Genomic DNA, 25838 nt, shown 5'->3' on the forward strand with positions numbered 1-25838 from the left:
TGCAGCTTGAAGCTTATGACTCGAAGCTCCCCGGAGGGCCTATGAGCTATGTGATCGACCGACGTCTCAATGGCAAGAACAAGAGCACGGTAAACCGCCAGCGGTTTTTACGGCGCTACCGTGACCACATCAAGAAAGCCGTCGAAGAGGCGGTGAGCCGGCGCTCCATTACCGATATGGAACACGGCGAGCAGATCAGCATCCCTGGTCGCGATATCGATGAGCCAGTGCTTCACCACGGCCGTGGTGGCAAGCAGACCGTCGTGCACCCGGGCAACAAGGAGTTCACCAGCGGCGAGCACATTGCCCGTCCACCGGGCGGTGGCGGCGGCAGAGGGCCCGGCAAGGCCGGCAACTCCGGTGAGGGCATGGACGAATTCGTCTTCCAGATCACCCAGGAAGAATTCCTCGAATTCATGTTCGAGGATCTTGAACTGCCCAACCTGGTCAAGCGCAACCTGACCGGTACCGACACCTTCAAGACCGTCCGCGCGGGCATCAGCAACGAAGGCAATCCGTCGCGGATTAACATCATCCGCACCCTGCGCTCAGCCCATGCACGGCGTATTGCTCTGTCTGGCAGCAGCCGGGCAAAATTGCGTGAAGCCAAGGAGGAGTTGCTGAGACTGAAGCGGGATGAACCGGACAACTTCGGCGATATCCAGGAAATAGAGGCAGAAATCGAAAAACTCAGTGCGCGCATCCATCGCGTGCCTTTCCTGGACACTTTCGACCTCAAGTACAACTTGCTGATCAAGCAACCCAACCCCAGTTCGAAGGCGGTCATGTTCTGCCTGATGGATGTCTCAGGCTCCATGACCCAGGCGACCAAGGACATCGCCAAGCGCTTTTTCATCTTGCTGTACCTGTTCCTGAAACGTAACTACGACAAGATCGACGTGGTGTTCATTCGCCACCACACCAGCGCACGAGAAGTGGACGAGGAAGAGTTTTTCTATTCTCGCGAAACCGGCGGCACCATCGTTTCCAGCGCCCTGAAGCTCATGCAGGAGATCATGCAGGAGCGGTATCCAAGCAATGAGTGGAACATCTATGCGGCACAGGCCTCCGACGGGGACAACTGGAACGACGATTCACCGATTTGCCGCGACATCCTGATCAATCAGATCATGCCGTTCGTGCAGTACTACACTTATGTCGAGATTACCCCTCGGGAGCACCAGGCTCTGTGGTTCGAGTACGAACGCATTGCCGAAGCCTTCTCTGACACTTTTGCCCAGCAGCAACTGGTCTCGGCCGGGGATATCTATCCGGTCTTCCGTGAACTCTTCCAGCGCAGGTTAGTGACATGACCGCCAAAGAGCAGAAGCGCCAACCCATTTCCACCGGCTCCGAGTGGACGTTCGAGCTGATCCAGGCCTATGACCGCGAAATCAGTCGTATCGCCGCTCGCTACGCACTCGATACCTATCCCAACCAGATAGAAGTGATCACCGCCGAACAGATGATGGATGCGTATGCATCAGTGGGCATGCCGCTGGGCTATCACCATTGGTCCTACGGCAAGCACTTCCTCAGCACCGAAAAATCCTACAGCCGCGGCCAGATGGGGCTGGCCTACGAGATCGTGATCAACTCCGACCCGTGCATTGCGTACCTGATGGAAGAGAACACCATCTGCATGCAGGCACTCGTGGTAGCGCATGCCTGCTATGGCCACAACAGCTTCTTCAAAGGTAACTACCTGTTCCGCACCTGGACCGACGCCAGTTCGATCATCGATTACCTGGTGTTTGCCAAGCAGTACATCATGCAGTGCGAAGAGCGGCATGGCATCGACGCGGTAGAGGACCTGCTGGATTCCTGCCATGCGCTGATGAACTACGGGGTCGACCGCTACAAGCGCCCCTACCCTATTTCAGCCGAGGAAGAACGCCGCCGTCAGAAGGATCGCGAAGAGCATCTGCAGAAGCAGATCAACGACCTGTGGCGCACCATTCCCAAAGGCGCGGACAAGTACAGCGAGAAGGACAATGCGCGCTTCCCCGCCGAACCTCAGGAAAATATCCTGTACTTTATCGAAAAACATGCACCGTTGCTGGAGCCCTGGCAGCGTGAGATCGTGCGCATCGTGCGCAAGATCGCCCAGTATTTTTACCCGCAACGCCAGACCCAGGTCATGAACGAAGGCTGGGCCACGTTCTGGCATTACACGCTGATGAACGACCTTTACGATGAAGGCCTCGTCACCGATGGTTTCATGATGGAGTTCCTGACTTCTCACACCAGCGTGGTCATGCAACCGGGCTTCGACAGCCCGTACTACAGTGGCATCAACCCTTATGCCCTGGGCTTTGCGATGTACCGCGACATCCGCCGCATGTGCGAAAGCCCTACCGAGGAGGACTACCGCTGGTTTCCAGACATTGCTGGTACGGACTGGCTTTCGAGCATCAAATTCGCCATGAGCAGCTTCAAGGACGAGAGTTTCATCCTGCAGTACCTGTCACCCAAAGTGATACGTGACCTGAAGCTGTTCAGCATTCTCGACGATGATCAAAAGGACGATCTGCTGGTTCCGGCCATTCACGACGAAGGCGGTTACCGCACCATCAGGGAGACCCTGGCGGCGCAGTACAACCTCGGCAATCGTGAACCCAACGTGCAGATCTACAGCATCGATCGGCGCGGCGACCGCTCCCTGACCCTGCGCCATCAGCAGCACGATCGCAAACCGCTGGGCGAGTCGACCGACGAGGTTCTCAAACATCTTCACAGGCTGTGGGGCTTCGATATTCATCTGGAAACCCTGCAAGGGGAGAAGGTGATGAAGACCCAACATGTGCCTCCCAAAGGCGAACACGCTGAAGGTGATTACGGCCGGCTGGACCTGGCTGTCATTCATCTTTGAATCCGTTAGTGCCTCCGGTGGTTCGACGCAAAGGTTATTCTGTCGAGCTAACGGAGGTTTTTTATGCAGATTTATAAAGTCGGCGGTGCAGTGCGCGATCGCCTGCTGGGTATTCCGGTCACCGATATCGATTGGGTAGTGGTAGGCGCCACCACCGAAGAGATGCTCGCCAAGGGTTTCCGGCCCGTGGGCGCAGACTTTCCGGTGTTCCTGCATCCCAAAAGCGGTGAAGAATATGCCCTCGCCCGCACCGAGCGCAAAAGCGGGCGCGGCTACGGTGGCTTCACCTTCCATGCCAGCCCTGAAGTCACCCTCGAAGAAGACCTGATCCGCCGCGACCTGACGATCAACGCCATGGCCGAGGACGATCAGCAGAATCTGACCGATCCCTACCACGGCCAGCAGGACCTGAAGGATCGCCTTCTGCGCCATGTTTCACCTGCGTTCGCCGAAGATCCGCTCAGAGTACTGCGCGTTGCCCGCTTTGCAGCTCGCTACGCCGGGCTCGGATTTACGGTGGCTCCGCAAACGCTGGAATTGATGCGCCAGCTCGCCGATTCCGGTGAATTGCAGGCGTTGACGGCTGAACGCAGCTGGAAGGAAATCTCCCGCGCACTGATGGAAGACCAGCCGCAAATATTTATCGAGGTGTTGCGCGAATGTGGCGCGCTCAAGGTGTTGATGCCTGAAGTCGACGCCCTGTTCGGGGTACCGCAACCGGAAGCCCATCACCCGGAAATCGACACCGGGGTGCATACCCTGAGCGTGTTGCAGCAGTCTGCCCTGCACAAGCTCCCCCTGACCGTGCGCTGGGCCTGCCTGCTGCACGATCTGGGCAAGGGGCTGACCCCCACGGAGGAATGGCCACGCCATATCGCCCACGAGCACACCGGGCTGAAGCTGATCAAGGCGGTCAACGAACGCTTCAAGGCACCGAAGGACTGTCAGGAACTGGCGTTGCTGGTGGGGCAATACCACACCCATGGCCACCGCGCCCTGGAGCTGAAGCCCTCGACCTTGCTGGAACTGTTGCAGAGTTTCGATGTGTACCGCCGGCCACAGCGGTTTGAGGAGTTTATTGCGGCGTGCGAGATGGATGCGCGCGGGCGCAAGGGGCTGGAGCAGCGAAGTTATCCGCAGGCGGACTACCTGCGCGGGGCTGCAGCGGCAGCCCGCGGTGTGGCGGTTCAGCCGCTGCTGGAGCAGGGATTCAAAGGGCCTGAACTGGGAGAAGCGATCAAGCGCGAAAGGCTCAAAGCACTCAAAGCCTATAAGGAGCACGCGTAGAGCAGATCAAAAGATCGCAGCCTTCGGCAGCTCCTACATGGATTGACGCAAATTCTGTAGGAGCTGCCGAAGGCTGCGATCTTTTGCTATTACAGCAGCTCAGCAGGCGTCAGTTGCTCACCGCGCCACTCAAACGCCACCGGGGCCAACACCTGATCAATCTGAGCTTCACTCCACAAGGTCGCAAAGCTTTTTCCTACACCCGGATGCACACGGTCCGGGGCAATCAGCGACAACGGCCACAACACAAAGGCATTTTTAAGAATTTCTGCCCTCGGCAGTACCAGGCCATCGAAGTTGCCCACCAGGTCACCGAACAGCAACACGTCGATATCCAGGGGCAAACCTCGGCGATCTGGCGCATAACGACCGTTATCCGCCTCGATAAACTTGAGCCGACGGTCCAGCTCGATTAACGGCAGATCAGTCCAGGCCGATACCACGAAATTGAAAAACGGCCCACTCTTGATGCCCACCGGCTGGCTTTCGAACACCGCCGAGCAGCGTATATCCACCAGAAAACCCGCAAGGGCTTCCAGGCCCGCCTGCAGATGGGCTTCGCGCTCGATATTGCTACCGAGCCCGAGATAAACCTGGGTCAGCGACATCCGCGCTCGATCTCCACACCCACACCCCCGGTCGCCGCGGGGACAGCACCTGGCTTGGTCAGTTTGAGCCGAACCCAGGTGATCTCGAATTCGCTCATCAGGACTTCCACCAGACGCTCGGCAAAAGTCTCGACCAGTTGGTACTGCGCCTGCTCGGCAAAAGCCTGGATGCGCGCTGAAACGCTGGCGTAATCGAGTGCCAGGGTCAGGTCGTCTCCCGCCGCAGCCGGGCGGTTATCCCAGGCAAAACTCAGATCCAGACGCAAGCACTGCCGGATGCCTCGCTCCCAGTCGTAGGCACCAATGACGGTGTCGACTTCCAGGCCCTCGATAAACACTCTGTCCAAGCACTTTTCTCCGCTGCACGACAAGGGCGCAATGCGCCGTTAGAATCAGGGCGTCCTCGCCCGGAATAGTTAGCATGTTTTGGTTACTGGCGACTCTCGCCTACCTGCTCGGCTCGCTGTCCTTTGCCATCTTGCTCAGCCGCCTGACCGGTAATCCCGATCCGCGAATGAGTGGCTCGGGCAATGCCGGCGCCACCAACATGTTGCGTCTGGCCGGCAAGAAACTGGCGGTCCTGACCTTGATCGGAGACCTCTGCAAAGGCCTGGTGCCCGTATTGATCGCGGGTGTTGCCGGCCTTTCACTGCAGGAGCAAGCCTGGATCGGCGTCTGCGCCGTGATCGGCCATCTGTTCCCGTTATACTTCCGATTTCGCGGCGGCAAGGGTGTCGCCACCGCTGCCGGGATGCTGCTGGGGCTTTACCCCCCAGCGGCATTACTGGCCGTTTGCGCCTGGCTGCTGACGTTCTACCTGACCCGCACCAGCTCGCTCGCCGCGTTGATTGCCACCCCTCTGACCCTGCCACTGCTGGCGTGGCAAGAGCCCGCTGCCCTGCTACCGATGAGCGCGCTTACCGGCCTGATTGTCTGGCGTCACCGTGGCAATCTACGCGACCTGTTTGCCGGGCGCGAACGGCATTTCTAATTCAGCGCTGTGAGCGCCGTGCATCGCAGGCGGCTCAAAGCGCCGACAACTGTTCCATCGGCCAGCGGGCCTGCACACTGATCGCCAGGCTTTCATGCTGGCCAGCCTGCAAACGCTGACAACCGGCAAACGCGATCATCGCACCGTTGTCAGTGCAGAATTCCGGACGCGCATAAAACACATCGCCTTGCATTTCGCCGAGCATTTTTTCCAGCGAGGTGCGCAGTGCCTTGTTGGCGCTGACGCCCCCAGCGATCACCAGGCGCTTCATGCCGGCCTGTTTCAGGGCGCGCTTGCACTTGATGGTCAAAGTCTCCACCACGGCCTGCTGGAACGCCAGCGAGATGTCGCAACGGGCTTGATCACCGTCGTCCCCGGCGCTCACGCACTGCTGCCAGGTGTTCAGCGCGAAGGTTTTCAAGCCGCTGAAGCTGAAGGCCAGGCCCGGGCGGTCGCACATTGGCCGCGGAAAGGTGAAACGTCCGGCGACGCCCTGCTCAGCCAGGCGCGAAATTTCAGGACCACCCGGATAGTTGAGCCCCATCATCTTCGCGGTCTTGTCGAAAGCTTCACCGGCAGCATCGTCGAGCGTCTCGCCCAAGAGGGTGTATTGGCCGATCCCGTCGACCTGAACCAACTGCGTATGACCGCCTGACACCAACAAAGCGACGAACGGGAATTGCGGCGGTTGCGACTCCAGCATGGGCGCCAGCAAGTGGCCTTCCATGTGATGCACGCCGAGGGCCGGAATGCCCCAGGCAAAGGCCAGCGCCTGGGCACAAGACGCCCCCACCAGCAATGCACCGACAAGCCCGGGACCTGCGGTGTAGGCGATCGCGTCGATCTCGGTAGGCACGCAGTCGGCCTCGGCCAACACCTGACGAATCAAGGGCAGCATGCGCTTGACATGGTCACGCGAGGCCAGCTCCGGGACCACCCCGCCATAGGCGCGATGCAGGTCTATCTGGCTGAACAGCGCGTCGGCGAGCAGACCGCGCTCACTGTCGTATAATGCGACACCAGTTTCGTCGCAAGAAGTCTCTAATCCCAGTACTAGCATGGGTTTGCGCCTTGTTTAGGCTGAATTCGAAGGCGCGCATAATAGTCGCCACGCGATGCCCCGACCAGCGGTTTTCGATCAGAGGCTTTGCATTCCGAGCGATGAGGGGTTAACATCCGCAACCCTTAAAAACCGACGTCTTCAAGTGCTCTTTTGCCACGAGGATGTTGACCCCGGTAATGAATGAAGGTAGCTCTGGATGCCAGCCGTCAAAGTAAAAGAGAACGAACCCTTCGACGTAGCTCTGCGTCGTTTCAAGCGCTCCTGCGAAAAAGCCGGTGTACTGGCTGAAGTTCGTAGCCGCGAATTCTACGAGAAGCCTACTTCTGAGCGTAAACGTAAAGCAGCAGCCGCTGTTAAGCGTCACGCCAAGAAAGTACAGCGCGAACAGCGCCGCGCCGTTCGTCTGTACTAATACACAGACGTTCGTAGCAAGCTTCTGCCAAGCCCGGCCCTCAGCCGGGCTTATGGCATTTGCGGAAAACGCTTGATGCTTCACCGTCAAAGCCGCAGACGCGACCTAGACAAAATCCGCTTCACAGCGTCAGACCTGGCTCTTTTGCCAGCGGTGCACGTCTTTTCTGACGAGCCTTCCAAGGCTACTGACGAGCACACCCACTGATTCCTCTCACGACGATCAGCCCAAGGCACCCTCTTGCGTGCCCGCTTATGAGCTATCCGAGGCCACCGACTGGCGGTAGCGGATTTCAGCGCAATATTTTCAAATGGTCGAATACTGATGGGTACTAACGTCAGTTGATTTTCGACAGATACACTTCCCTACGGCGATTACGCAAACGACAGGTTCGAGCCGCCTTAACACGCGCCTCAAGCAACGGACCGCGCTCGCTCGCCGCAGGTTTTGGATCCATTCAGCGCAGATGACGAGAACGCCATGGCCGGGCTAATTCCCCAGAGCTTCATTGACGACCTTCTGAACCGCACCGACATCGTCGATGTGGTGAGCTCGCGCCTGCAAATGAAAAAAGCCGGCAAGAACTACACTGCCTGCTGCCCGTTCCACAAAGAAAAAACCCCGTCTTTCAGTGTCAGCCCCGACAAGCAGTTCTACTATTGCTTCGGCTGCGGTGCTGGCGGTAACGCCCTCGGCTTCATGATGGACCACGACAACCTGGATTTCGTCCAGGCCGTCGAAGAGCTTGCCAAAGCCGCAGGCATGGAAATCCCCAGGGAAGAAAGTGGCCGGCCGCACAAACCACGACAGCCCACCGACTCCCCGTTATATCCCCTGCTGACTGCCGCCGCCGAATTTTATCGCCAGGCGCTCAAGAGCCATCCGTCGCGCAAGGCTGCCGTGGATTACCTGAAGGGGCGCGGCCTGACCGGCGAAATAGCCCGGGACTTTGGCCTTGGTTTCGCTCCGCCTGGCTGGGACAACCTGTTCAAGCACTTGAGCAGCGACACCTTGCAGCAGAAAGCCATGGTCGATGCCGGCCTGCTGATCGAGAACGCCGAAACCGGCAAACGCTATGACCGCTTCCGCGATCGCGTGATGTTCCCGATCCGCGACAGCCGCGGCCGCATTATTGCCTTTGGCGGCAGGGTGCTGGGCGACGACAAGCCCAAATACCTGAACTCGCCGGAAACCCCGGTGTTTCATAAAGGCCAGGAACTCTACGGCCTCTACGAAGCACGCAAGAACAACCGCAATCTCGATGAAATCATCGTGGTTGAGGGCTACATGGATGTCATCGCCCTGGCGCAGCAAGGCCTGCGCAACGCCGTGGCAACGCTGGGCACAGCCACCAGCGAAGAACACTTGAAGCGACTGTTTCGCGTCGTGCCCAACGTGCTGTTCTGCTTTGACGGCGATCAGGCCGGCCGCAATGCCGCCTGGCGCGCGCTCGAAGCGACGCTGCCGTGCCTGCAGGACGGGCGGCGTGCGCGGTTCCTGTTCCTGCCCGAAGGCGAGGACCCGGATACCCTGGTCCGCTCGGAGGGCACCGATGCCTTCCGCGCAAGGATCAACCAGCACGCACAACCGCTGGCCGACTATTTTTTCCAGCAGTTGACTGAAGAATCGGACCCGCGCTCGCTCGAAGGCAAGGCCCATATGGCCACGCTGGCCGCACCGCTGATCGACAAGGTGCCCGGCGCCAACCTGCGTATCCTGATGCGCCAGCGCCTGAGTGAAATCACCGGCCTGAGTGGCGAAGCCGTCAGCCAGTTGGTGCAAAGCGCTCCGCAAGATGCGCCGCCGGCCTACGATCCAGGCATCGACTATGACGCCATGCCCGACTACAGCGACTATCATCAGCCGCAATCACCCGACATGTACACGCCGCAGCAGGAGTGGACGCCGAAGAAGCCTGGCGCCGGCGGCAAGAAGTGGGACAAGAAGCCCTGGGACAAGAACGGCAAGCGTGGCGGTGATCGCGATCAGCAGAGCGCACCACGCACGCCGATCGCTGTCGAAGCCCCTACACTGATTGCACTGCGCACGCTGATTCATCATCCGCAACTGGCCGGCAAGGTGGAAACCGCCGACCATTTCGCCAATGAAAGCAATACCTACGCACAACTGCTGGTCGCCCTTATCGAGGCGGTGCAGAAAAATCCTAAGCTAAACTCTATCCAGTTGATGGCCCGCTGGCACGGCACCGAACAGGGTCGCCTGCTCAAGGCTTTGGCGGAAAAGGAGTGGCTGATTGACGGCGACAACCTTGAACAACAGTTTTTAGACACCATTACTAGGTTATCAGCAGGTCAACACACAGACAGCCTGGAAGTTCTGATCAGGAAAGCAAGGCAGCCAGGATTGACTGCCGAGGAAGCAAATCAGATCGCAAATCAGATGCGCGACCTATTAAAACGTAATGTGGCTGTATCAAACCCGACCTCAACTGGCGCGTGAGGTCATAGCTCAGGTATAATCCTCGGCTTGTTTTTTGCCCGCCAAGACCTTCAGTGGATAGGGTGTTATGTCCGGAAAAGCGCAACAGCAGTCTCGTATCAAAGAGTTGATCACACTTGGTCGTGAGCAGGGCTACCTGACTTACGCGGAGGTCAACGACCACCTGCCGGAGGATATTTCAGATCCGGAACAGGTGGAAGACATCATCCGCATGATCAACGACATGGGGATCAACGTATTCGAGGTTGCGCCAGATAAGGATTCCCTTATGCTGGCCGACGCCGATACCGACGAAGCTGCGGCCGAAGAGGCAGCAGCAGCGTTGGCAGCGGTCGAGACCGACATTGGTCGCACCACCGACCCAGTGCGCATGTACATGCGTGAAATGGGTACGGTAGAGCTCCTCACTCGTGAAGGCGAAATTGAAATCGCCAAGCGTATTGAAGAGGGCATCCGCGAAGTGATGGGCGCAATCGCGCACTTCCCTGGCACGGTTGACCATATTCTCTCCGAGTACACTCGCGTCACCACCGAAGGTGGCCGCCTGTCCGACGTCCTGAGCGGTTATATCGACCCGGACGACGGTATTGCGCCGCCTGCTGCAGAAGTGCCGCCGCCAGTCGATCCGAAAGCCGTGAAAGCGGATGACGACACCGATGACGACGACGCCGAAGCAACTGACGACGAAGAAGAAGCCGAAAGCGGTCCGGATCCGGTCATCGCAGCACAGCGTTTTGGCGCTGTCTCCGACCAGATGGAAGTCACCCGCAAGGCCCTGAAAAAGCACGGTCGTGGCAACAAGCTGGCGATTGCCGAGCTGGTGCTTCTGGCTGAGCTGTTCATGCCGATCAAACTGGTGCCGAAGCAATTCGAAGGCCTGGTCGAGCGTGTTCGCAGTGCCCTGGATCGTCTGCGTCAGCAAGAGCGAGCGATCATGCAACTGTGCGTTCGTGATGCCCGCATGCCGCGTGCCGACTTCCTGCGTCAGTTCCCAGGCAATGAAGTTGACGAAAGCTGGACCGATGCACTGGCCAAAGGCAAAAGCAAATACGCTGAAGCCATTGGTCGCCTGCAGCCGGACATCATTCGTTGCCAGCAGAAGCTGATCGCGCTGCAAACCGAAACCGGTTTGACGATTGCCGAAATCAAGGACATCAACCGTCGCATGTCGATCGGTGAGGCCAAGGCCCGCCGCGCGAAGAAAGAGATGGTTGAAGCGAACTTGCGTCTGGTGATCTCCATCGCCAAGAAGTACACCAACCGTGGCCTGCAATTCCTTGATCTGATCCAGGAAGGCAACATCGGCTTGATGAAAGCGGTGGACAAGTTCGAATACCGTCGCGGCTACAAATTCTCGACTTATGCCACCTGGTGGATCCGTCAGGCGATCACTCGCTCGATCGCCGACCAGGCCCGCACCATCCGTATTCCGGTGCACATGATCGAGACGATCAACAAGCTCAACCGTATTTCCCGGCAGATGTTGCAGGAAATGGGTCGCGAACCGACTCCGGAAGAGCTGGGCGAACGCATGGAAATGCCTGAGGACAAGATCCGCAAGGTATTGAAGATCGCTAAAGAGCCGATCTCCATGGAAACCCCGATCGGTGATGACGAAGACTCCCACCTGGGTGACTTCATCGAAGACTCGACCATGCAGTCGCCAATCGATGTAGCTACCGTTGAGAGCCTTAAAGAAGCGACTCGCGAAGTACTATCCGGCCTCACTGCCCGTGAAGCCAAGGTACTGCGCATGCGCTTCGGTATCGACATGAATACCGACCACACCCTCGAGGAGGTTGGTAAGCAGTTCGACGTAACCCGTGAACGGATTCGTCAGATCGAAGCCAAGGCGCTGCGCAAGCTGCGCCACCCGACGAGAAGCGAGCATCTGCGCTCCTTCCTCGACGAGTGATCACAAAACCCCCGGCCCAGGCCGGGGGTTTTGCTTTATGTAGATTAAATCCCCCGCACTTCCCTCCCGCCGAATTGCCCGTCTACACTCGAAACATTCCCCCGAGCCATAACGAGAGCGTTATGCCCAGACTGCCGACCGTGCTTTTTTTACTGTCGCTGATCACCTGGACCACAACGGCTGGCGCTCTGACTCTAACCGACGAAGAACGTAGCTGGCTGGACGCCCATCCGCACCTGCGCCTGGGTGTCGATGCGTCCTGGCCACCTTTCGAGTTTCGGGACGATCAGGGCCGCTACCAGGGTCTTGCCGCAGACTACATCGACGTGATTCGGCAACGCCTGTCGGTCGACCTCAAACCGGTCGAGCCCGTCAGCTGGACGGTGGTCCTGGAACAGGTCAGGCAAGGCAAGCTGGATCTGTTGCCGGGCATCATGTCGACCCCGGAACGCCAGTCTTATTTATCCTTCACGCGCCCTTACCTGGACTTTCCGATCGTCATCCTCGCCCACGTGGGGGGCGCCCAGCCGCGCAAAATCGCGGACTTATACGGGCTGAAAATCGCCGTGGTGGACAACTACGCCCCCCATGAACTGCTACGCACCCATCATCCCGACCTGAACCTGGTGGCCATGCCCAACGTCAGCTCGGCACTGCAGGCGCTGGCGACGGATGAAGTAGACGCCGTGGTCGGCGATCTCGCCTCCAGCGTCTGGAGCCTGCGCCAGTTGAAGCTCGACGGCCTGTATGTGAGCGGCGAGACGCCCTACCGCTATCAACTGGCCATGGCCGTGCCCAAGGACAACAAAATACTGGTTGGCATCCTGGACAAGGTCCTGGCGGACATGAGCCCGGCTGAAATCAGCGCCATTCAGGAGCATTGGGTCGGCAACGTGCTGGATCACCGTACATTCTGGTCCGACCTGCTGGTTTACGGCCTGCCGGGATTATTGCTGCTGATCACCGTGCTGGCGGTCGTCATCAGGATCAATCGCCGACTGAGCTCGGAAATTTCCCGCCGGGTCGATCTCGAACAGGAATTGCGCAGCAGCGAGTATCACTACCGCGGCCTGGTCGAGAGCCTTTCGGCCATTGCCTGGGAAGCGCGTATCAGCGACTTCACCTACAGCTACGTGTCGCCGCATGCCGAAGAACTGCTCGGCTACCCGCTCTCCCATTGGCTGATCCCGGGGTTCTGGCGCAACATCATTCACCCTGCAGACCTGACCCGAGCCCAAACCTTCTGCGACCACGAAGTCCTGGCCGGGCGTGATCACACGGTCGATTACCGCGTGATCACCGCCGACGGTCGGTGCCTGTGGGTACGCGACATCGTCAGCCTGATCGAGCATGGGCACGAGCCGGTGCTGCGCGGCCTGATGATCGACATCAGCGACGCCAAACGCACGGAAGAAGCGCTACGCCTGTCCGAGCAGAAGTTCGCCTCGGTCTTCCAGCAGTGCCCTGACATTCTGGTGATTGCGCGGTTGTCCGATGGCTGCCTGCTGGAGGTCAACGAAGCGTTTGAGGAGCAGATCGGCCTCGGCGCCGAGGCAGTCATCGGCCAAACCGCCACTGACCTGAACATCTGGGGCATCCCCGGCGTCGGCCCGGGCCTGCTGCAGCGCTTGCAGGCAGGCAGCATCCGCAACCTCGAGATGCCCTTTCGCCGCAACAACGGCCAAGTGTTCACCGGCCTGATCTCCGCCGAACCCTTCGACCTGGATGCCACCCCGGCGCTGGTCGTTGTCGTTCGTGACATCAGCCAGCTCAAGGAGACCCAACAGCAGCTGCAAATCTCCGAGGAGAAATTCGCCAAGGCGTTCCACGCTTCCCCGGACGGCTTGTTGCTGTCGCGCCAGAGCGACGGCCTGTTGATGGAGGTCAACGATGGCTTCAGCCGCATCACCGGCTTCAACAGCGCGATGTCGGTCGACCGCTCCTCCCTGGAACTGGGCATCTGGGTCAACCTCAACGAGCGCAAGCAGATGCTCGACCTGCTCAATCGCGATGGTTTTGTTCGCGACTTCAGTTGCCACATCCGCCGCAGCGACGGGCAGATTCGCCTTTGCGAAGTGTCCAGCCGGCCGCTGCCGATCGGCAATGAAGATTGCATGTTGACCATCGCCCGGGACATTACCGAACGCCACCTGATGCAGGAGAAGCTGCAACAGGCCGCTACCGTGTTCGAGAGCACCGCCGAGGGCGTGTTGATCACCGACACCCAGCAGCACATCAGCGCGGTTAATCGCGCGTTCACCGAAATCACCGGTTACAGCGAAAGCGAAGCACTGGGTCACACCCCTCGCCTGCTCGCATCAGGTCTGCATGACAGCGCGTTTTATGCCGCCATGTGGCATCAACTGACCGCCGAAGGCCATTGGCAAGGGGAGATTTCCAACCGCCGTAAAAATGGAGAGCTGTACCCCAGCTGGCTGACCATCAGCGCAGTGCGCAACCGCGATCGATTCATTACCCATTTTGTTGCCGTGTTCGCTGACATTTCCAGCCTCAAGCACGCCCAGGCCAAGCTCGACTACCAGGCGCACCACGATCCACTGACCGGCTTGCCAAACCGCACATTGTTCGAAAACCGGCTGCTGACTGCGCTGAACAACCAGCAGGAAAACGGCGGCCAGGGCGCAGTACTGTTTCTCGACCTGGACCGCTTTAAACACATCAACGACAGCCTCGGCCATCCGGTCGGCGACCTGCTGCTCAAGGGCATTGCCGTGCGCCTCAAAGAGCAGCTGCGGGACATCGACACCGTGGCACGACTCGGCGGCGATGAATTCATCATTTTGCTTCCAGGCCTTCAACAACCCAGCGATGCCGACTACATCGCCAACAAGTTGCTCAATTGCTTCTCGGCGCCGTTCCAGGCCGGTGAACATGAGTTCTTCATCAGCGCCAGCATTGGCACCAGCCTCTATCCCCGTGACGGCGGTGACGTGGCCACACTGGTCAAGAATGCCGACGCCGCGATGTACCGCTCCAAGGCCAAGGGGCGCAACCGCGTCGAAAGCTACACCCGCGACCTGACCGCCCAGGCCAGTGAGCGGGTAGCGCTGGAACACGAGTTGCGCCGCGCCATCGAGCGCAATGAACTACACCTGCACTACCAGCCGAAGATCAGCCTCGACGACCATCGCCTGGTCGGCGCCGAAGCACTGATCCGCTGGCGCCACCCGACTTTCGGTGATGTGCCACCAGAGAACTTCATTGCCCTGGCCGAAGAAAACGGCATGATCCTGCAAATCGGCGACTGGGTACTGGAAACCGCCTGCCGCCAGATGCTGGAGTGGAATCAGCTCTATCAAAGCATGGGCCCGCTGTCGGTAAACTTGGCAGGCGCCCAGCTGCGCCAGCCCAACCTGCTCGGGCGCATCGAACAACTGCTCAAGGACAACCGTCTCAGACCGGATCTACTGCAACTGGAAATTACCGAAAACTTCATCATGAGCCAGGCGGAAGAAGCGCTGGCAGTGCTGCACCAGCTCAAAAACCTGGGCGTGCAACTGGCAATCGATGACTTCGGTACAGGCTATTCATCCCTGAGCTACCTCAAGCGGCTCCCGCTGGACATCCTCAAAATCGACCAGTCTTTCGTCCGCGGCCTGCCGGACGACCCGCACGACGTGGCCATCGTTCGCGCAATCATCGCCCTGGGCCGCAGCATGCAATTCACCGTGATCGCCGAAGGCGTCGAGACCCAGGCCCAGCAACAATTCCTCGCTGCCGAAGGCTGCGACCAGATCCAGGGTTACATCGTCAGCCTGCCCCTGCCACCCGACGAATTCGCCGCGACATTTCTTCGTACAACAGTTTCGAGCTTTTCGGATAGCACAGCCGAGAAACCATCGTTATAATCCGCGACCTACTGAGGGCCTATAGCTCAGTTGGTTAGAGCAGAGGACTCATAATCCTTTGGTCCACGGTTCAAGTCCGTGTGGGCCCACCATATGAATCAAGGCCTGCAGCTCAGCTGCAGGTTTTGACGCCCCAATCAGATGTTCCCGAGGTACAGTTTCGGTACAGTCCGTACCGATCTTCCCTCGGAGAACGTATGGCGACCCTCGTAAAAACCCCCTCTGGCACATGGAAAGCGGTCATTCGAAAAAATGGCTGGCCGACTGCTTCTAAGACATTCCGCACAAAACGCGATGCTGAAGACTGGTCAAGACGCACCGAAGACGAAATGGTCAGGGGCGTTTATATCCAACGCAGTGGTTCAGAACGAATGACGCTCGAAGCTGCTCTGAAGCGTTATCTGAGCGATGTCACGCCAACCAAAAAACCTACTACTCAGCGTGGCGAAATCAGCAAAGCCAAAAAGCTCATCGAGCATTTGGGAAAATACTCACTCGCTGCATTGTCCGCTGAAATTATCGCCGGGTTTCGTGATAAGCGCTTGAGCGAATCCGGCCACAAGGGAAACCTCAGCAACAACACCGTCCGCCTAGAGCTAGCGCTACTCAGCCATCTTTTCACCGTAGCAATCCAAGAGTGGGGGGTGGGCCTTACATTCAACCCCGTGCTCAACATTCGTAAGCCAAGCCCTGGTGAAGGTCGAGATCGAAGGCTGTCACCTGATGAAGAGCTCCGGCTGATCAATGCTGTGAACGCTCATAGCAACCCAATGCTCGGCTGGATTGTGCGCATAGCCCTGGAAACCGGCATGCGGGCTTCTGAGATTTCGACCTTACGGCGACACCAAGTCGACTTAGAACGACGCGTCTTGAGGCTCAAAGACACGAAAAATGACTCAGCTCGAACCGTACCTCTAAACCGATTCGCCACAGAAGCTATTAAGTCTGCGATGAATAACCCCATTCGACCGATAGATTGTGATTTGGTCTTTTTTGGCGAGCCTGGTCGAGACAAAAAACGTCGCCCATACGCATTTACTAAAGTCTGGGGAACCCTGAAAACTAAACTGAAAATGCGGGACTTTCGTTTTCATGACCTGCGGCATGAAGCCGTCAGTCGGCTAGTTGAAGCAGGGCTATCAGACCAAGAGGTATCTGCCATCAGTGGCCACAAGTCGATGCAAATGCTCAAGCGGTACACCCACCTTCGCGCAGAAGATTTGGTGGAGCGCCTGGATAGCCTACAGCGAGGTCGAGGCTAGAAGTTTGTGCATGTACAAGTTTATCTAAACCAAGCGATGTGTGTCCTCATTGTAAAAAGTGCGGATTGAGCAGCGGAGGTTAGCTGAAATGAGGGAATTTTAGCGACCACGGTAAAAAGGCCGTTTTTTGGGGCACACTTTTGAACTATTGAGACATCAGCCCGAGATATCTCAATGAAGCAGTTCAATCAGCCATCAACCCCTGAGCAGAAAGAGTCGGTAGAAAAAATGGAGCGGAAGCTTACCGAACAGTTCGGTCCACTCCTCACCGCTGTACACCTTGCGGGGGTACTTCACCGCAGCGAACAGGGCTTGCGGTGGAGCCTTACTCAGCCTGGCCAATTCGCTGACACGATCAACGCTACACGCGTCAGAATCGGCCGTCGCAACTATTATCGCGCTGCGGATCTTGCACTGTTATTGGCAGGCGAGGTGGCCGTATGACCTCTATCTTGAGACTGGGTGATATCCATCCTGCCATTGATGGAAAACCCACTCCCCAGCTCTGGAGTGCGGAGCTCGCGTCTGCTGCATCCATCACGCCGAAGTCCATCAGTTGGCTGTGGCCTCAATGGCTAGCGAAAGGAAAACTCACCATTTTGGCCGGGGCCGGCGGATCAGGCAAAACAACTCTGGCTATTGGGCTAATCAGCTGCTTGACGAGAGGGGGAAATTGGCCGGACGGTAGTCGTTGTAACGAGTGCGGTAATGCATTGATATGGAGCAGCGAAGACGACCACGCAGACACCCTTGTCCCTCGGCTAATAGCAGCAGGTGCAGATTTGACACGCGTTCATTTCATCAATGGCCGGATCAGCGCCGTTGGCGAGCGGGATACGTTCGATCCCGCGACCAACTTTGATCTCCTGCGCGAAGCTTCAGCGCGTATTGGAGGGGTATCCCTGCTTTTGCTCGATCCTATGGTTAGTTTGGTACGTGGGGACATGCATAAGGCCAACGATGTTCGGCGTTCATTGCAGGTGGTGGTAGATTTTGCAGAAGCCCATAGTTGCGCCGTACTTGGAATCACCCACTTTAGCAAAGGCAGCGGTGCATCCTCTCCAGCTGACCGAGTGATAGGCAGCCAGGCGTTTAGCGCGCTGGCCCGGACTGTCCTTGTTGCAGCCAAATCCGCGGACTCCGATATCAGGATTCTGGCTCGCGCAAAATCCAATATCAGCGACGACCAGGGTGGAGTCAGATACACCATCGAGGCTTGCACCGTGACAAACGATATCGAAACCACCCGAGTGGTCTGGGGAGAATTAGTCGAGGGTAGTGCTGGTGACATTTTGGCAGAGATTGAGTGCCCTGATGTGGACGCTGTATCAGATGACGACCCTAGCGAAGCATTGCGCCGAATTCTCAGGGACGGTCCCATCTCTGGTAAGGAGGTTAAAAGATTGATGGCGGAGAATGGATTCACCACGAAGCAGACGCGAACTGCTCGTGAAAAGCTGAACGTTATTGCCAGCCGTGAAGGTTTCGGTAGGGATATGACAACTAATTGGTCCATGCCGTAAAAGTAAAACGACTACATCACTATTCGTGCCCTAAAAACACAATCATGCCCACGAGAAATGGTAGGCATCAATGGGTGGGATGGGCACGAATGATGATCGCCCACCTGACGAGTTCTTGCCGAATATCTCATGGTCAAATGATTACTCGCAGCCTTTGGCGCTTCGTGATTTCTGGGCCTAAGGGAAACTTGTGCCTGCTTTCGCTTTAGTGAACGTCCTACTGCTGAACGCCTCATGTCGCTGCCGACATGAGGCGACAACCATTCATCTTCTAGGGCTTGGGTCCCCACTGTAATCGCCGTAATCATCTATTGGGGGATCTTGACGATTACGTCGTTTATGTCGTTCTGCCGCTCCTTGGGCATTTGATTTTCTGGCTTCGAGTTTTGCCAACTTCTCATTGGTATGAGCCAGCATCCACTCCGCCGCCTGTGCCCGCTGTTCATCTGCCTCCGCCTGCCTCATCGCATCAGCCACTAATCGATTACATTCCTTCTCACGCGCGCTGATGCTGGCAAAATCGTCTCGCAGGTGTTGCTTGGCTCGCTCTAGACCGGATTTTTCAGCATTCTCGTAACGTTGTTTCGCTTGATCCAATCGTCTTCGGTAATCACTGCCAGCTCCGGCTTCGTAAATGACGATACCCACTGAAGCACCGATCAGAACGGAGATGGCGAAAATGAGGAGCATCAGAGGCATTGCGTACCACAAAATATCCCACCCATAAGCGGTCATTTCCCAATGCTTGCCTCCCCATACATCGAGACGCATGATTTGGAGTCGCGTCTTTAAGTACGGAAAAAGGACTGTCGCGGAGAGCATTAAAAAGCCGATGAGTACAGACGGCGTGACCAACTCAGCTAACCAATCATAGATATTTCTGAAGGTTTTCTTCATCGTAGATACACCTCGGTAATTTCCGGACGAAAATGACCGAGCTCCTGAGAGACGGTTTCAAGCGCAACAACTCTTTCCAATCCCAAGAGCTGGAGTTCAGTCATTCTTTGCTGTGCATAACTATGACGAAGCCCATGTGCGCCTGCAGACCAACCCAGTACCCGAGTTGAGGCAGCGCTGTAGCTAGCGGACCAGCGATGCCCCCCGGCCAGGTCGTAATATTGCTGGTAGTAAATGCCCCGATCAGTCACCCGCCTGGGCATATCGAGACGGAGGCTTTCAAGCCGCTCGGCCAACACTAACGGAATGGTTACTTGGCGAATCAGGCCTCCCTTGCCCTGAACTGTGTAATGCAGCCCCGCTCGGCCTTGGAATTTTTCTGTACGTGCCGGCCGGGGATCAGCAATACGCTCATGGGCTCTACGCAGGGTTAATAGTTCGTGCGCGCGAAGGCCCGCCGCAAAGGCGATTTCCGTCGCCAAGGAATTACGTTGCATCTGCGCTAGGGTGACCAACTCAACCTGCTCGCGCGTGTAGGCGCGCGATTTCAAAGCTTGATCCAACTCAGATTTGACGACGGGTAGTGCATGGCCCACCGCCATCTGATGGGTGAGATGTTGGAACATGGCCTGGATGGCTTGGCGCTCCAAGTTCAGTGCGCTTTGCCCAACCGACTGAGACCGCATCTCTAAGTAATGATGGGCTTGTTGGCTAGTGAGACTTTGCAATCCTACGGGTAGCCGCTCCACCCTCATCCACTCTGCGACTCTGGATAAGGCGGCTTGGTAATTTCTGACAGTACCAACGGATTTTAGGACGCCATCTCGGCCCTGAAGTCGCTTCACAACGGCAGCGGCCTGCCTAACAGGGCTAGCAAATTTGGCCATTGCTCGCTCCTCCAGCTACTTGACGCTTCATCCATCGGGCTACGGTCGCATGAACGACAACCACGCGACGCTCTCGCAACCAGCGCTGTAATTCGGCAATGGTCGCCCCGGCTTTGTGCAGCTGTATTAGCTCACCGGCATAGCGGTCGAGTCGAGAGCGGCGATAATTGGTTTTACGTCGCGCTGCGGAAATCTTGCGTAACCGAGCAGTTTCGGCAAGAGGGTCAAATCTGGATTGGCTCATAGCGCTCTCCTGTGTATTTACAGGAGGAGCTTATTGAGCGGCTGGAAGCTTTCAACCGATTAGGGTGTCAAAAACGCATGGTGCGTGTGCATGTGCATGTGCATGTGCAACAGATCTGTAAGAACACCTGGCCGACATGTCGGTCTCAGCGGCTATTCGCCTATTCGCCCCTGTTTGCGATATACGCTGGTTCGGACTGATCTCACCATTTGACCTAATTATCGAGCGGCCAGCTCGTTACGGGGTTTTCAGTCCGCATACCTGACCTCATCCATTTATCACAGCTGATGAGGTAGCCAAGCCGCACAGAATGGCTGTGGGCGTCTCGGTTTTCACATGGGCGGTGCCATGAACTGATGCTCGTCAGTCGGCGGTCAACGAACTCACAGTAACGCTGCGTGATGCAACGCGCTATCTGCGTTTGCAGAAATGCGTGAAACATATGCAAGTGATTCTGTGCGCGAAATAGTCGGAAGCGAGTGGCCCCGCTATGTGCAGGTGAGCTTGCGAGCCTGACATAGCGGGGGTACGAACCAGCATCGAGTCATCAGGATTTACCGTTACCGCTTACGAGCCGCCATCCGTGCGACTGACATGCGAGGAGGCGCACGTATTTACCAGGCGAATCGGTAGCAAGGTCAGAGATCGATCTGTAGCTTTATGGAGTACCGCTATGTCGGCATGTGACATACAACTCCTTGGCGACCCTGAGCGACGTGGATGAATCCTACATAGCCCGTGAGCGGTAACGCGAGTGCAGTCTGCTGTTGTAGTCTGCCCCCCTAACTGACTGTGCCCACGCAATGAAGACAAAGCAGCCTTCTCCTCAACACAGCGCCGTTTCGATACGCCAGCAGCGCTATCGCCAACGAATGGAAGAGTTGGGGTTTCGGCGGACAACGCTGTGGTTACATCAGGAGAGTGAGCATCTGGGCTACAAGCACGGACATGAGGGAGGGAAGCTTCTCCCTGTGCCAGTAGGCCTCAATGCCGTCAGTTTCTGTAACGGATGGTTCCGTGGTGCAGGTGATCAGGAAATGCCGATATTTTGTACTTGCTGCCAGAACCAAATGGGGCACGGATCCGCACGCGATTACTACGACCTGTTCACATTGCGACCGTATGAGTTGATCTGTGAAGAATGCGAGAAATTGATCGAAGCGGAAAAAATGGCTTGTGACACACCTCATTAAGTAAACGATGTCGCCTCCCCTTTACCTTGGAGGTGATCCATGACCCAGAAAATTCGTGTTATCGGCCTGTCATTGACGCCTTGGCGTTTTGGTGTGGTGGCAATCTGCAACTTCGTTTTTGCCCTAACCGCCGGCGGCGCGTGGCTCCCCACGGCCAACGCCGACAGCAACCCGTTCGATATGCTGTTCAGTGCCCAGGTAGTGTCGTTCGCGCTGCTCATCGGTGCCGTGCTGTTTTTTTATGCCGGCGTGCGCAACGGCCTGTCCGCCTGGAAGCGCGAAGCCGTTTTTTTCAATGCGGTGGTTCTAGGGGGCTATGCCGGCAATCAGTTGCTGCCGCTTTTAGGATAGGGCTAGTGACACAGTCAATTTGGTCTGAACCTACGCGCTCACCATAAAGAGGAGAGCCGGTATGTTCATTACGATTTCAAGCGAGCTGGTGCGCGACCTCGACGCGCAATTGAACCGCCTCGGCGCCGTGGCAGCGGTGTGGCACACGGATACCCCCGCCCTGGTCGCGATTGGTCAGGGTTTCCCGTACCCCGTGCACCTGAACCATCCAAACCTCAGCTCGTTTGTCGAGGCCGAGCTGATCGCTGCCCGGCTCAATGCCTTGCAGGGGGTGGGTGATCGCCAACGCATCGCGATCCTGCGGAGCATGACCGGTGCAGGAAGCCACTGATGCTGTTCACTTGGTGGGGAATGCTGAGCTTGAGGCTAGCATCGAGGATGCCAGATAGGCATGCATTTTTCTGGGTTCGTCGGTATCAATGACGGCCTTTTGACTTGATATCGCCACACCTCTAAACAACCTGAAATAACAGGGACGCTATGAAGAAGCATATCGCTGTGCTGGCTGTTTCCTCGCTGGCTCTCGCTGGCTGCGACAACTACAAATCAGACTTTCAAAAGGCCCTATCCCAAGACCTGGAAACGACAGGAAGTTTATGCCTGGGCATAAAAAAGTGGCCCATAGACGTAACAGTCTTGGAGTTCAAATCGAAATCGCTGAGGGCAATGACGTTTGCCGGTTTGACGATAGACGGGCTGGTAAATGTCGAAGAGACGTCGATTGGAACTTCTAGTTGGAGGATGCCCGTCTCTCGCTATACCCCAAGTGAGAAGGCTAAGCCGTTCATGATCGGTCCGGATATCTGCTGGGGGAGAAAGGAGCTTACTGAAGTCGTCAAATGGGATGGCCCAATGAGCAACGGGGACTACAAGGAAGCCGTCGTTTCGTACAAATATAACGTGCAGCCAATGACATGGATTATCACCTCCGCACTGCCGCTCTATTACCCTGAGATGCTCCAGGTAAACGCAGGACCTCAGCAAGCACGTGCGACCTTGAAGCTCAGCAGCGCTGGCTGGGAGGTGAAGTGATTAGAACGTAGACGAAGCATCCGGATGCCGCCTAGGTGTTGCGGGGAGGCGCCGAACAAGTGGAAGGACACCTGCTCGCGCGCGCAACACAGACCAACAATTAAATTAAGGAATATTCTGAAATGTTTTTTGTTATGTATGTATCCGCATTTCTCTTTCACTACTGGGCCGCCAGAAAATTTGGATACGGATTCATTTGGATAATTCTGGCCGTTCTCCTTCCATTTATCTCAACTTTCTTTCTTGCCTTCAAAGTCCTCAACGATCGCAAGTACATAAATTTTCCAACTTTGGAGGAATACATGTCCGTGCATCCTCGATCAAATGCGGGGATGGGCATCTATTGCTCCCAATGCGGCTCGAACCATATTCGTAGTTGGGGATTCAGTGGCCCGGGAGACATTCGCCGCCTGCATTCATGTGCGATGTGCAACATTGGTCTCTATCGAACAGGCTTTTGAAACCTAACAAAGCGCCTCGACGGCCTCTGCCGGCAAGTGGACTGGGAGGCTGTATGACCATACCGAGCCAATCCCGAGAATCAGGATTCACCAATCATGTATCCGGGGGTGGAGGCGCCCGCAACTACTACGATCTTTTCACGATGCGACCGTATGAGTTGACCTGCGATAGGTACGCTCCATTGATCGAGACGAAAAAAATAGGCTGGTGACACAGCTGAGGCAGCAACACGATGACGCCTCACCTTTACTGAGTCAGTTTTTGGTCATTACCTCTCATAAGGGGAAGGCTGGCAGTTCGAACCTGCCCTGGGACACCATATTATTCGAGGCTTACAGCCAATTCGCCCTGATAGCTGAAATGCCGTGACAGCAGGGTGGCAGCAGCAGCGTCAATTCTGATCATCGTGAATCATTCCCCCAGTCGCCAGCATCAAGTGATCTGACTCATGCAGGGAGTGAAGAGCTGCGACGTATTTCATCAACTCGTTGAATTGCACTCTGGCCTTCACTGCCCAAGCTTTGTTCAAACTGGCCCACCATACCGGTTCTAGCCTGTTCATTTGCCGGTGCTCGTACGCTTCCTCGTAAGTTTCGAAGATGGGGCCTACAACGCGTTCGGGCTTTCCGTGTGCGAGGTTGTCTCTCAAGTTAAAAACAGACGACGCAAATTGCAGATCGCCTTCACCCCATTTCGCTGTTTTTCCAGCAGCTTGGTGGAGGATGCCCAGCTTCTTCTTCCAAGGGAGCCGTTCCAGTTCGCCCCAATAAGGAATGGCCCGCGCTCCGACGGAGTTGATATACGCCTCGATTGAGAAAGCCATGAAGACGACGATGGGTATTACCCTAACCGCGCTATCGTTGGACTTGTCCAAGTCTGAGAACATCGCCATCAACGTCTGAATGTTCGCACTTTGAGCTGTAAAGTCGGAATACGCCTGATAGGACATTAGGCACTCACGGGGATTAGAGAGTCTCGGATACGCAACACTGTAGTCGTTGAGCAGTCGGCGTGCCGTGCGGTGGCTCGAATGCCCAAGCCGGCCTTGAGCAGCTCAGTTACGCGCTTGTGCAGATCGGCGTCGACCGGCCGGCCTTGATACTTACCCGCAGCTTTCGCCTTTTCGATACCCTGCGCCTGGCGCTCGCGGCGCTGCTCGTAATCCTTGCGCGCGATAGCAGCCATCATTTCCACCAGCATCGAGTTGATCGCCCCCAGCATCCGGCCGGTGAACTCGTCGCCTTTGGTGTCCTGCATTCCCTGGTGACTGGTTGGCAGATCGAGCGCGACGATGCGCAGGCCCTTCGAGTCGATCGCAGCCTTGAGCTTCTGCCAATCCTCCACAGGAAGCCGTGAGAGGCGATCTATCGACTCCACCAGCAGGACGTCACCCTTGCGCGCATCTTTGAGAAGGCGCAGCAGCTCAGGCCGGTCAGCGGTGGCACCGCTGGCATTCTCCAGGTACACACTCGCTATGACCTTGTTGTTGTCCGTGGCGAATTGCTCGAGAGAGGCCCGGGCGCGGCCGGCGTCCTGCTCGTCTGTTGATGCTCGAAGGTATGCGCGGATGAACATGATGTGCGTCCCGTATCAGTTTAGGTGTCTCACTAATACTGTTGCACTTTGAGTGTCACTTATCAAGCGGAAAGGGCAAATAAACGCAAATTTGCGCGTATCAGCTCAGGCATACGCAAAAAAGGAGCTTATCTACTTGCAGCGGCCGAAGCGGCACGAACAGTTCGGGCCAATCCGTTTGTGGAGCGGGGCCTGAGCGGTCCTGCCGTCGGTCAAGCAATGCGTAAGGAGCGACTTGCACGCTCAAAAAATCCAGGCAGTCGATTCACTTTCCGAGTGAACAACCCGCTACTTTCGGGTAAAAGCTCTACACGCTACCGATGACACAATGCCACTACTCGGAATAACTCATTTAGGATAGAAAATGGGCACACAGTCCCCCATCACAGGGCAGGCAATCACCAACGTTCTGAAAGCCAAAGTTCAGGATGCTTACAACGCACCTCCAGCCGGTCCATTCACTGTTAAGAACATACAGACGCACAAAGCGGATCTTACCTACACGGTGACGGCGGAATACTCCACCAAGATTGAGTCCAGACCAGCTGGCAGAGCGTCAGCTGGTGCCTATTCAAAGGACGATCTGCATCGTGCTTTGTCGGTCCGAAAAATGTCTCTGTCATTCGATTCGGGAAATGTCTACCGAGATCGAATGCTAGGCCGCCTGATAGATAAATCTGATTTATTCAAGAAGGGTACAAATTTCGCGTTAGTGCGTGACGATCAGAATTTCTATTGCAATGAGACCTGTCATGGCTGCTCCGGGCAAGGGACCTGCGATTGCTCAACCTGTCGTGGAACCGCCAAGGTAGCGTGTAACAACTGCTCAGACGGAAGGGTTAGGTGTACCGGATGCTCCGGATATGGGAACACCGCGCATAGTTCATCTTGCAATAACTGTTCTGGCAATCGTATGAAAGATGGTGTTTTTTGTC

At 56.7% G+C, this 25838-nt stretch carries 22 protein-coding genes and 1 tRNA gene; 16 read left to right on the forward strand and 7 right to left on the reverse strand.

The window, feature by feature from the left end; translation table 11 throughout:
- Positions 1-41 precede the first annotated feature (41 nt).
- The 3 genes from IMW75_RS19920 (at position 42) to IMW75_RS19930 (ending at position 4159) form a co-directional block, all read left to right on the forward strand.
- Positions 42-1313: a YeaH/YhbH family protein gene (locus IMW75_RS19920; protein ID WP_045059964.1), complete on the forward strand. Its 1272-nt coding sequence runs from the start codon at positions 42-44 to the stop codon at positions 1311-1313.
- Positions 1310-2872, forward strand: coding sequence for a SpoVR family protein (locus IMW75_RS19925; protein ID WP_045059963.1), 1563 nt, complete (start codon positions 1310-1312; stop codon positions 2870-2872). Before IMW75_RS19920 ends, IMW75_RS19925 begins: the two co-directional genes overlap by 4 nt.
- Before the next feature lie 63 nt (positions 2873-2935).
- On the forward strand, positions 2936-4159 hold the full coding sequence (locus IMW75_RS19930) for a multifunctional CCA addition/repair protein (protein WP_205893521.1): 1224 nt from the start codon (positions 2936-2938) through the stop codon (positions 4157-4159).
- Positions 4160-4248: 89 nt separating this feature from the next.
- Here IMW75_RS19930 and folK read toward each other — a convergent pair whose 3' ends face one another.
- Positions 4249-4767 carry a 2-amino-4-hydroxy-6-hydroxymethyldihydropteridine diphosphokinase gene (gene folK, locus IMW75_RS19935; protein ID WP_205893522.1) on the reverse strand — a complete coding sequence of 173 codons (519 nt, stop codon included), beginning with the start codon at positions 4765-4767 and terminating at the stop codon, positions 4249-4251.
- Positions 4758-5114 (reverse strand): dihydroneopterin aldolase, encoded by a 357-nt coding sequence (gene folB / locus IMW75_RS19940; RefSeq protein WP_045059960.1) that lies wholly within the window; start codon positions 5112-5114, stop codon positions 4758-4760. Before folB ends, folK begins: the two co-directional genes overlap by 10 nt.
- A 74-nt stretch (positions 5115-5188) precedes the next feature.
- Between folB and plsY the strand changes: the two genes are divergently transcribed.
- Complete coding sequence (gene plsY, locus IMW75_RS19945; protein ID WP_045059959.1) at positions 5189-5758, forward strand: glycerol-3-phosphate 1-O-acyltransferase PlsY; 570 nt, start codon at positions 5189-5191, stop codon at positions 5756-5758.
- 34 nt (positions 5759-5792) lie between these two features.
- On the opposite strand, the gene tsaD is transcribed toward plsY, so the two are convergent.
- Positions 5793-6818 carry a tRNA (adenosine(37)-N6)-threonylcarbamoyltransferase complex transferase subunit TsaD gene (gene tsaD, locus IMW75_RS19950; RefSeq protein WP_045059958.1) on the reverse strand — a complete coding sequence of 342 codons (1026 nt, stop codon included), beginning with the start codon at positions 6816-6818 and terminating at the stop codon, positions 5793-5795.
- Positions 6819-7017: 199 nt separating this feature from the next.
- Between tsaD and rpsU the strand changes: the two genes are divergently transcribed.
- The 8 genes from rpsU (at position 7018) to IMW75_RS19990 (ending at position 18262) form a co-directional block, all read left to right on the forward strand.
- Complete coding sequence (rpsU, locus tag IMW75_RS19955; protein WP_002551877.1) at positions 7018-7233, forward strand: 30S ribosomal protein S21; 216 nt, start codon at positions 7018-7020, stop codon at positions 7231-7233.
- A 480-nt stretch (positions 7234-7713) separates the two neighbouring features.
- A complete protein-coding gene (dnaG, locus tag IMW75_RS19960) occupies positions 7714-9693 on the forward strand; it encodes a DNA primase (RefSeq protein WP_205893523.1) in 1980 nt (659 codons plus the stop codon).
- A 67-nt stretch (positions 9694-9760) separates the two neighbouring features.
- On the forward strand, positions 9761-11608 hold the full coding sequence (gene rpoD / locus IMW75_RS19965; RefSeq protein WP_045059956.1) for an RNA polymerase sigma factor RpoD: 1848 nt from the start codon (positions 9761-9763) through the stop codon (positions 11606-11608).
- A 122-nt stretch (positions 11609-11730) separates the two neighbouring features.
- A complete protein-coding gene (locus IMW75_RS19970) occupies positions 11731-15477 on the forward strand; it encodes an EAL domain-containing protein (RefSeq protein WP_205893524.1) in 3747 nt (1248 codons plus the stop codon).
- Positions 15478-15492: 15 nt separating this feature from the next.
- Positions 15493-15569, forward strand: a tRNA-Ile gene (locus IMW75_RS19975).
- A gap of 105 nt (positions 15570-15674) precedes the next feature.
- A complete protein-coding gene (locus IMW75_RS19980) occupies positions 15675-16739 on the forward strand; it encodes a tyrosine-type recombinase/integrase (RefSeq protein WP_205893525.1) in 1065 nt (354 codons plus the stop codon).
- A gap of 174 nt (positions 16740-16913) precedes the next feature.
- Complete coding sequence (locus tag IMW75_RS19985; RefSeq protein ID WP_205893526.1) at positions 16914-17183, forward strand: hypothetical protein; 270 nt, start codon at positions 16914-16916, stop codon at positions 17181-17183.
- A complete protein-coding gene (locus IMW75_RS19990) occupies positions 17180-18262 on the forward strand; it encodes an AAA family ATPase (protein WP_205893527.1) in 1083 nt (360 codons plus the stop codon). Before IMW75_RS19985 ends, IMW75_RS19990 begins: the two co-directional genes overlap by 4 nt.
- A 264-nt stretch (positions 18263-18526) precedes the next feature.
- Here the strand turns inward: IMW75_RS19990 and IMW75_RS19995 are convergent, their stop codons facing one another.
- Positions 18527-19159: a hypothetical protein gene (locus IMW75_RS19995; RefSeq protein WP_205893528.1), complete on the reverse strand. Its 633-nt coding sequence runs from the start codon at positions 19157-19159 to the stop codon at positions 18527-18529.
- Positions 19156-19809 (reverse strand): site-specific integrase, encoded by a 654-nt coding sequence (locus tag IMW75_RS20000; protein WP_237142303.1) that lies wholly within the window; start codon positions 19807-19809, stop codon positions 19156-19158. Before IMW75_RS20000 ends, IMW75_RS19995 begins: the two co-directional genes overlap by 4 nt.
- A gap of 1284 nt (positions 19810-21093) precedes the next feature.
- Here IMW75_RS20000 and IMW75_RS20005 point away from each other — a divergent pair.
- From IMW75_RS20005 to IMW75_RS20020, 4 genes are all read left to right on the forward strand, one after another.
- A complete protein-coding gene (locus IMW75_RS20005) occupies positions 21094-21483 on the forward strand; it encodes a hypothetical protein (protein ID WP_205893530.1) in 390 nt (129 codons plus the stop codon).
- Between the two features lie 39 nt (positions 21484-21522).
- A complete protein-coding gene (locus IMW75_RS20010) occupies positions 21523-21834 on the forward strand; it encodes a hypothetical protein (RefSeq protein ID WP_205893531.1) in 312 nt (103 codons plus the stop codon).
- Positions 21835-21895: 61 nt separating this feature from the next.
- Positions 21896-22165, forward strand: a complete 270-nt coding sequence (locus IMW75_RS20015; protein ID WP_205893532.1) for a hypothetical protein — start codon at positions 21896-21898, stop codon at positions 22163-22165.
- A gap of 149 nt (positions 22166-22314) precedes the next feature.
- Positions 22315-22866 carry a hypothetical protein gene (locus IMW75_RS20020; RefSeq protein WP_205893533.1) on the forward strand — a complete coding sequence of 184 codons (552 nt, stop codon included), beginning with the start codon at positions 22315-22317 and terminating at the stop codon, positions 22864-22866.
- 853 nt (positions 22867-23719) lie between these two features.
- On the opposite strand, the gene IMW75_RS20025 is transcribed toward IMW75_RS20020, so the two are convergent.
- Both IMW75_RS20025 and IMW75_RS20030 read right to left on the reverse strand, forming a co-directional pair.
- Positions 23720-24277: a hypothetical protein gene (locus IMW75_RS20025; protein ID WP_205893534.1), complete on the reverse strand. Its 558-nt coding sequence runs from the start codon at positions 24275-24277 to the stop codon at positions 23720-23722.
- Positions 24277-24903, reverse strand: coding sequence for a recombinase family protein (locus tag IMW75_RS20030; RefSeq protein ID WP_205893535.1), 627 nt, complete (start codon positions 24901-24903; stop codon positions 24277-24279). The genes IMW75_RS20025 and IMW75_RS20030 overlap by 1 nt, the downstream gene beginning before the upstream one ends.
- Positions 24904-25838 lie beyond the last annotated feature (935 nt).

Source organism: Pseudomonas gregormendelii (assembly GCF_017114825.1).
Classification (GTDB): domain Bacteria; phylum Pseudomonadota; class Gammaproteobacteria; order Pseudomonadales; family Pseudomonadaceae; genus Aquipseudomonas; species Aquipseudomonas gregormendelii.

Excerpts from the sequence above, each read along its gene's own strand:
- IMW75_RS19920 (WP_045059964.1), top strand. The coding sequence starts at position 42 with ATGAGCTATGTGATCGACCGACGTCTCAATGGCAAGAACAAGAGCACG.
- IMW75_RS19925 (WP_045059963.1), top strand. The coding sequence starts at position 1,310 with ATGACCGCCAAAGAGCAGAAGCGCCAACCCATTTCCACCGGCTCCGAG.
- IMW75_RS19930 (WP_205893521.1), top strand. The coding sequence starts at position 2,936 with ATGCAGATTTATAAAGTCGGCGGTGCAGTGCGCGATCGCCTGCTGGGT.
- folK (WP_205893522.1), bottom strand. The coding sequence starts at position 4,767 with ATGTCGCTGACCCAGGTTTATCTCGGGCTCGGTAGCAATATCGAGCGC.
- plsY (WP_045059959.1), top strand. The coding sequence starts at position 5,189 with ATGTTTTGGTTACTGGCGACTCTCGCCTACCTGCTCGGCTCGCTGTCC.
- tsaD (WP_045059958.1), bottom strand. The coding sequence starts at position 6,818 with ATGCTAGTACTGGGATTAGAGACTTCTTGCGACGAAACTGGTGTCGCA.
- rpsU (WP_002551877.1), top strand. The coding sequence starts at position 7,018 with ATGCCAGCCGTCAAAGTAAAAGAGAACGAACCCTTCGACGTAGCTCTG.
- dnaG (WP_205893523.1), top strand. The coding sequence starts at position 7,714 with ATGGCCGGGCTAATTCCCCAGAGCTTCATTGACGACCTTCTGAACCGC.
- rpoD (WP_045059956.1), top strand. The coding sequence starts at position 9,761 with ATGTCCGGAAAAGCGCAACAGCAGTCTCGTATCAAAGAGTTGATCACA.
- IMW75_RS19970 (WP_205893524.1), top strand. The coding sequence starts at position 11,731 with ATGCCCAGACTGCCGACCGTGCTTTTTTTACTGTCGCTGATCACCTGG.
- IMW75_RS19980 (WP_205893525.1), top strand. The coding sequence starts at position 15,675 with ATGGCGACCCTCGTAAAAACCCCCTCTGGCACATGGAAAGCGGTCATT.
- IMW75_RS19985 (WP_205893526.1), top strand. The coding sequence starts at position 16,914 with ATGAAGCAGTTCAATCAGCCATCAACCCCTGAGCAGAAAGAGTCGGTA.
- IMW75_RS19990 (WP_205893527.1), top strand. The coding sequence starts at position 17,180 with ATGACCTCTATCTTGAGACTGGGTGATATCCATCCTGCCATTGATGGA.
- IMW75_RS19995 (WP_205893528.1), bottom strand. The coding sequence starts at position 19,159 with ATGAAGAAAACCTTCAGAAATATCTATGATTGGTTAGCTGAGTTGGTC.
- IMW75_RS20005 (WP_205893530.1), top strand. The coding sequence starts at position 21,094 with ATGAAGACAAAGCAGCCTTCTCCTCAACACAGCGCCGTTTCGATACGC.
- IMW75_RS20010 (WP_205893531.1), top strand. The coding sequence starts at position 21,523 with ATGACCCAGAAAATTCGTGTTATCGGCCTGTCATTGACGCCTTGGCGT.
- IMW75_RS20015 (WP_205893532.1), top strand. The coding sequence starts at position 21,896 with ATGTTCATTACGATTTCAAGCGAGCTGGTGCGCGACCTCGACGCGCAA.
- IMW75_RS20020 (WP_205893533.1), top strand. The coding sequence starts at position 22,315 with ATGAAGAAGCATATCGCTGTGCTGGCTGTTTCCTCGCTGGCTCTCGCT.
- IMW75_RS20025 (WP_205893534.1), bottom strand. The coding sequence starts at position 24,277 with ATGTCCTATCAGGCGTATTCCGACTTTACAGCTCAAAGTGCGAACATT.
- IMW75_RS20030 (WP_205893535.1), bottom strand. The coding sequence starts at position 24,903 with ATGTTCATCCGCGCATACCTTCGAGCATCAACAGACGAGCAGGACGCC.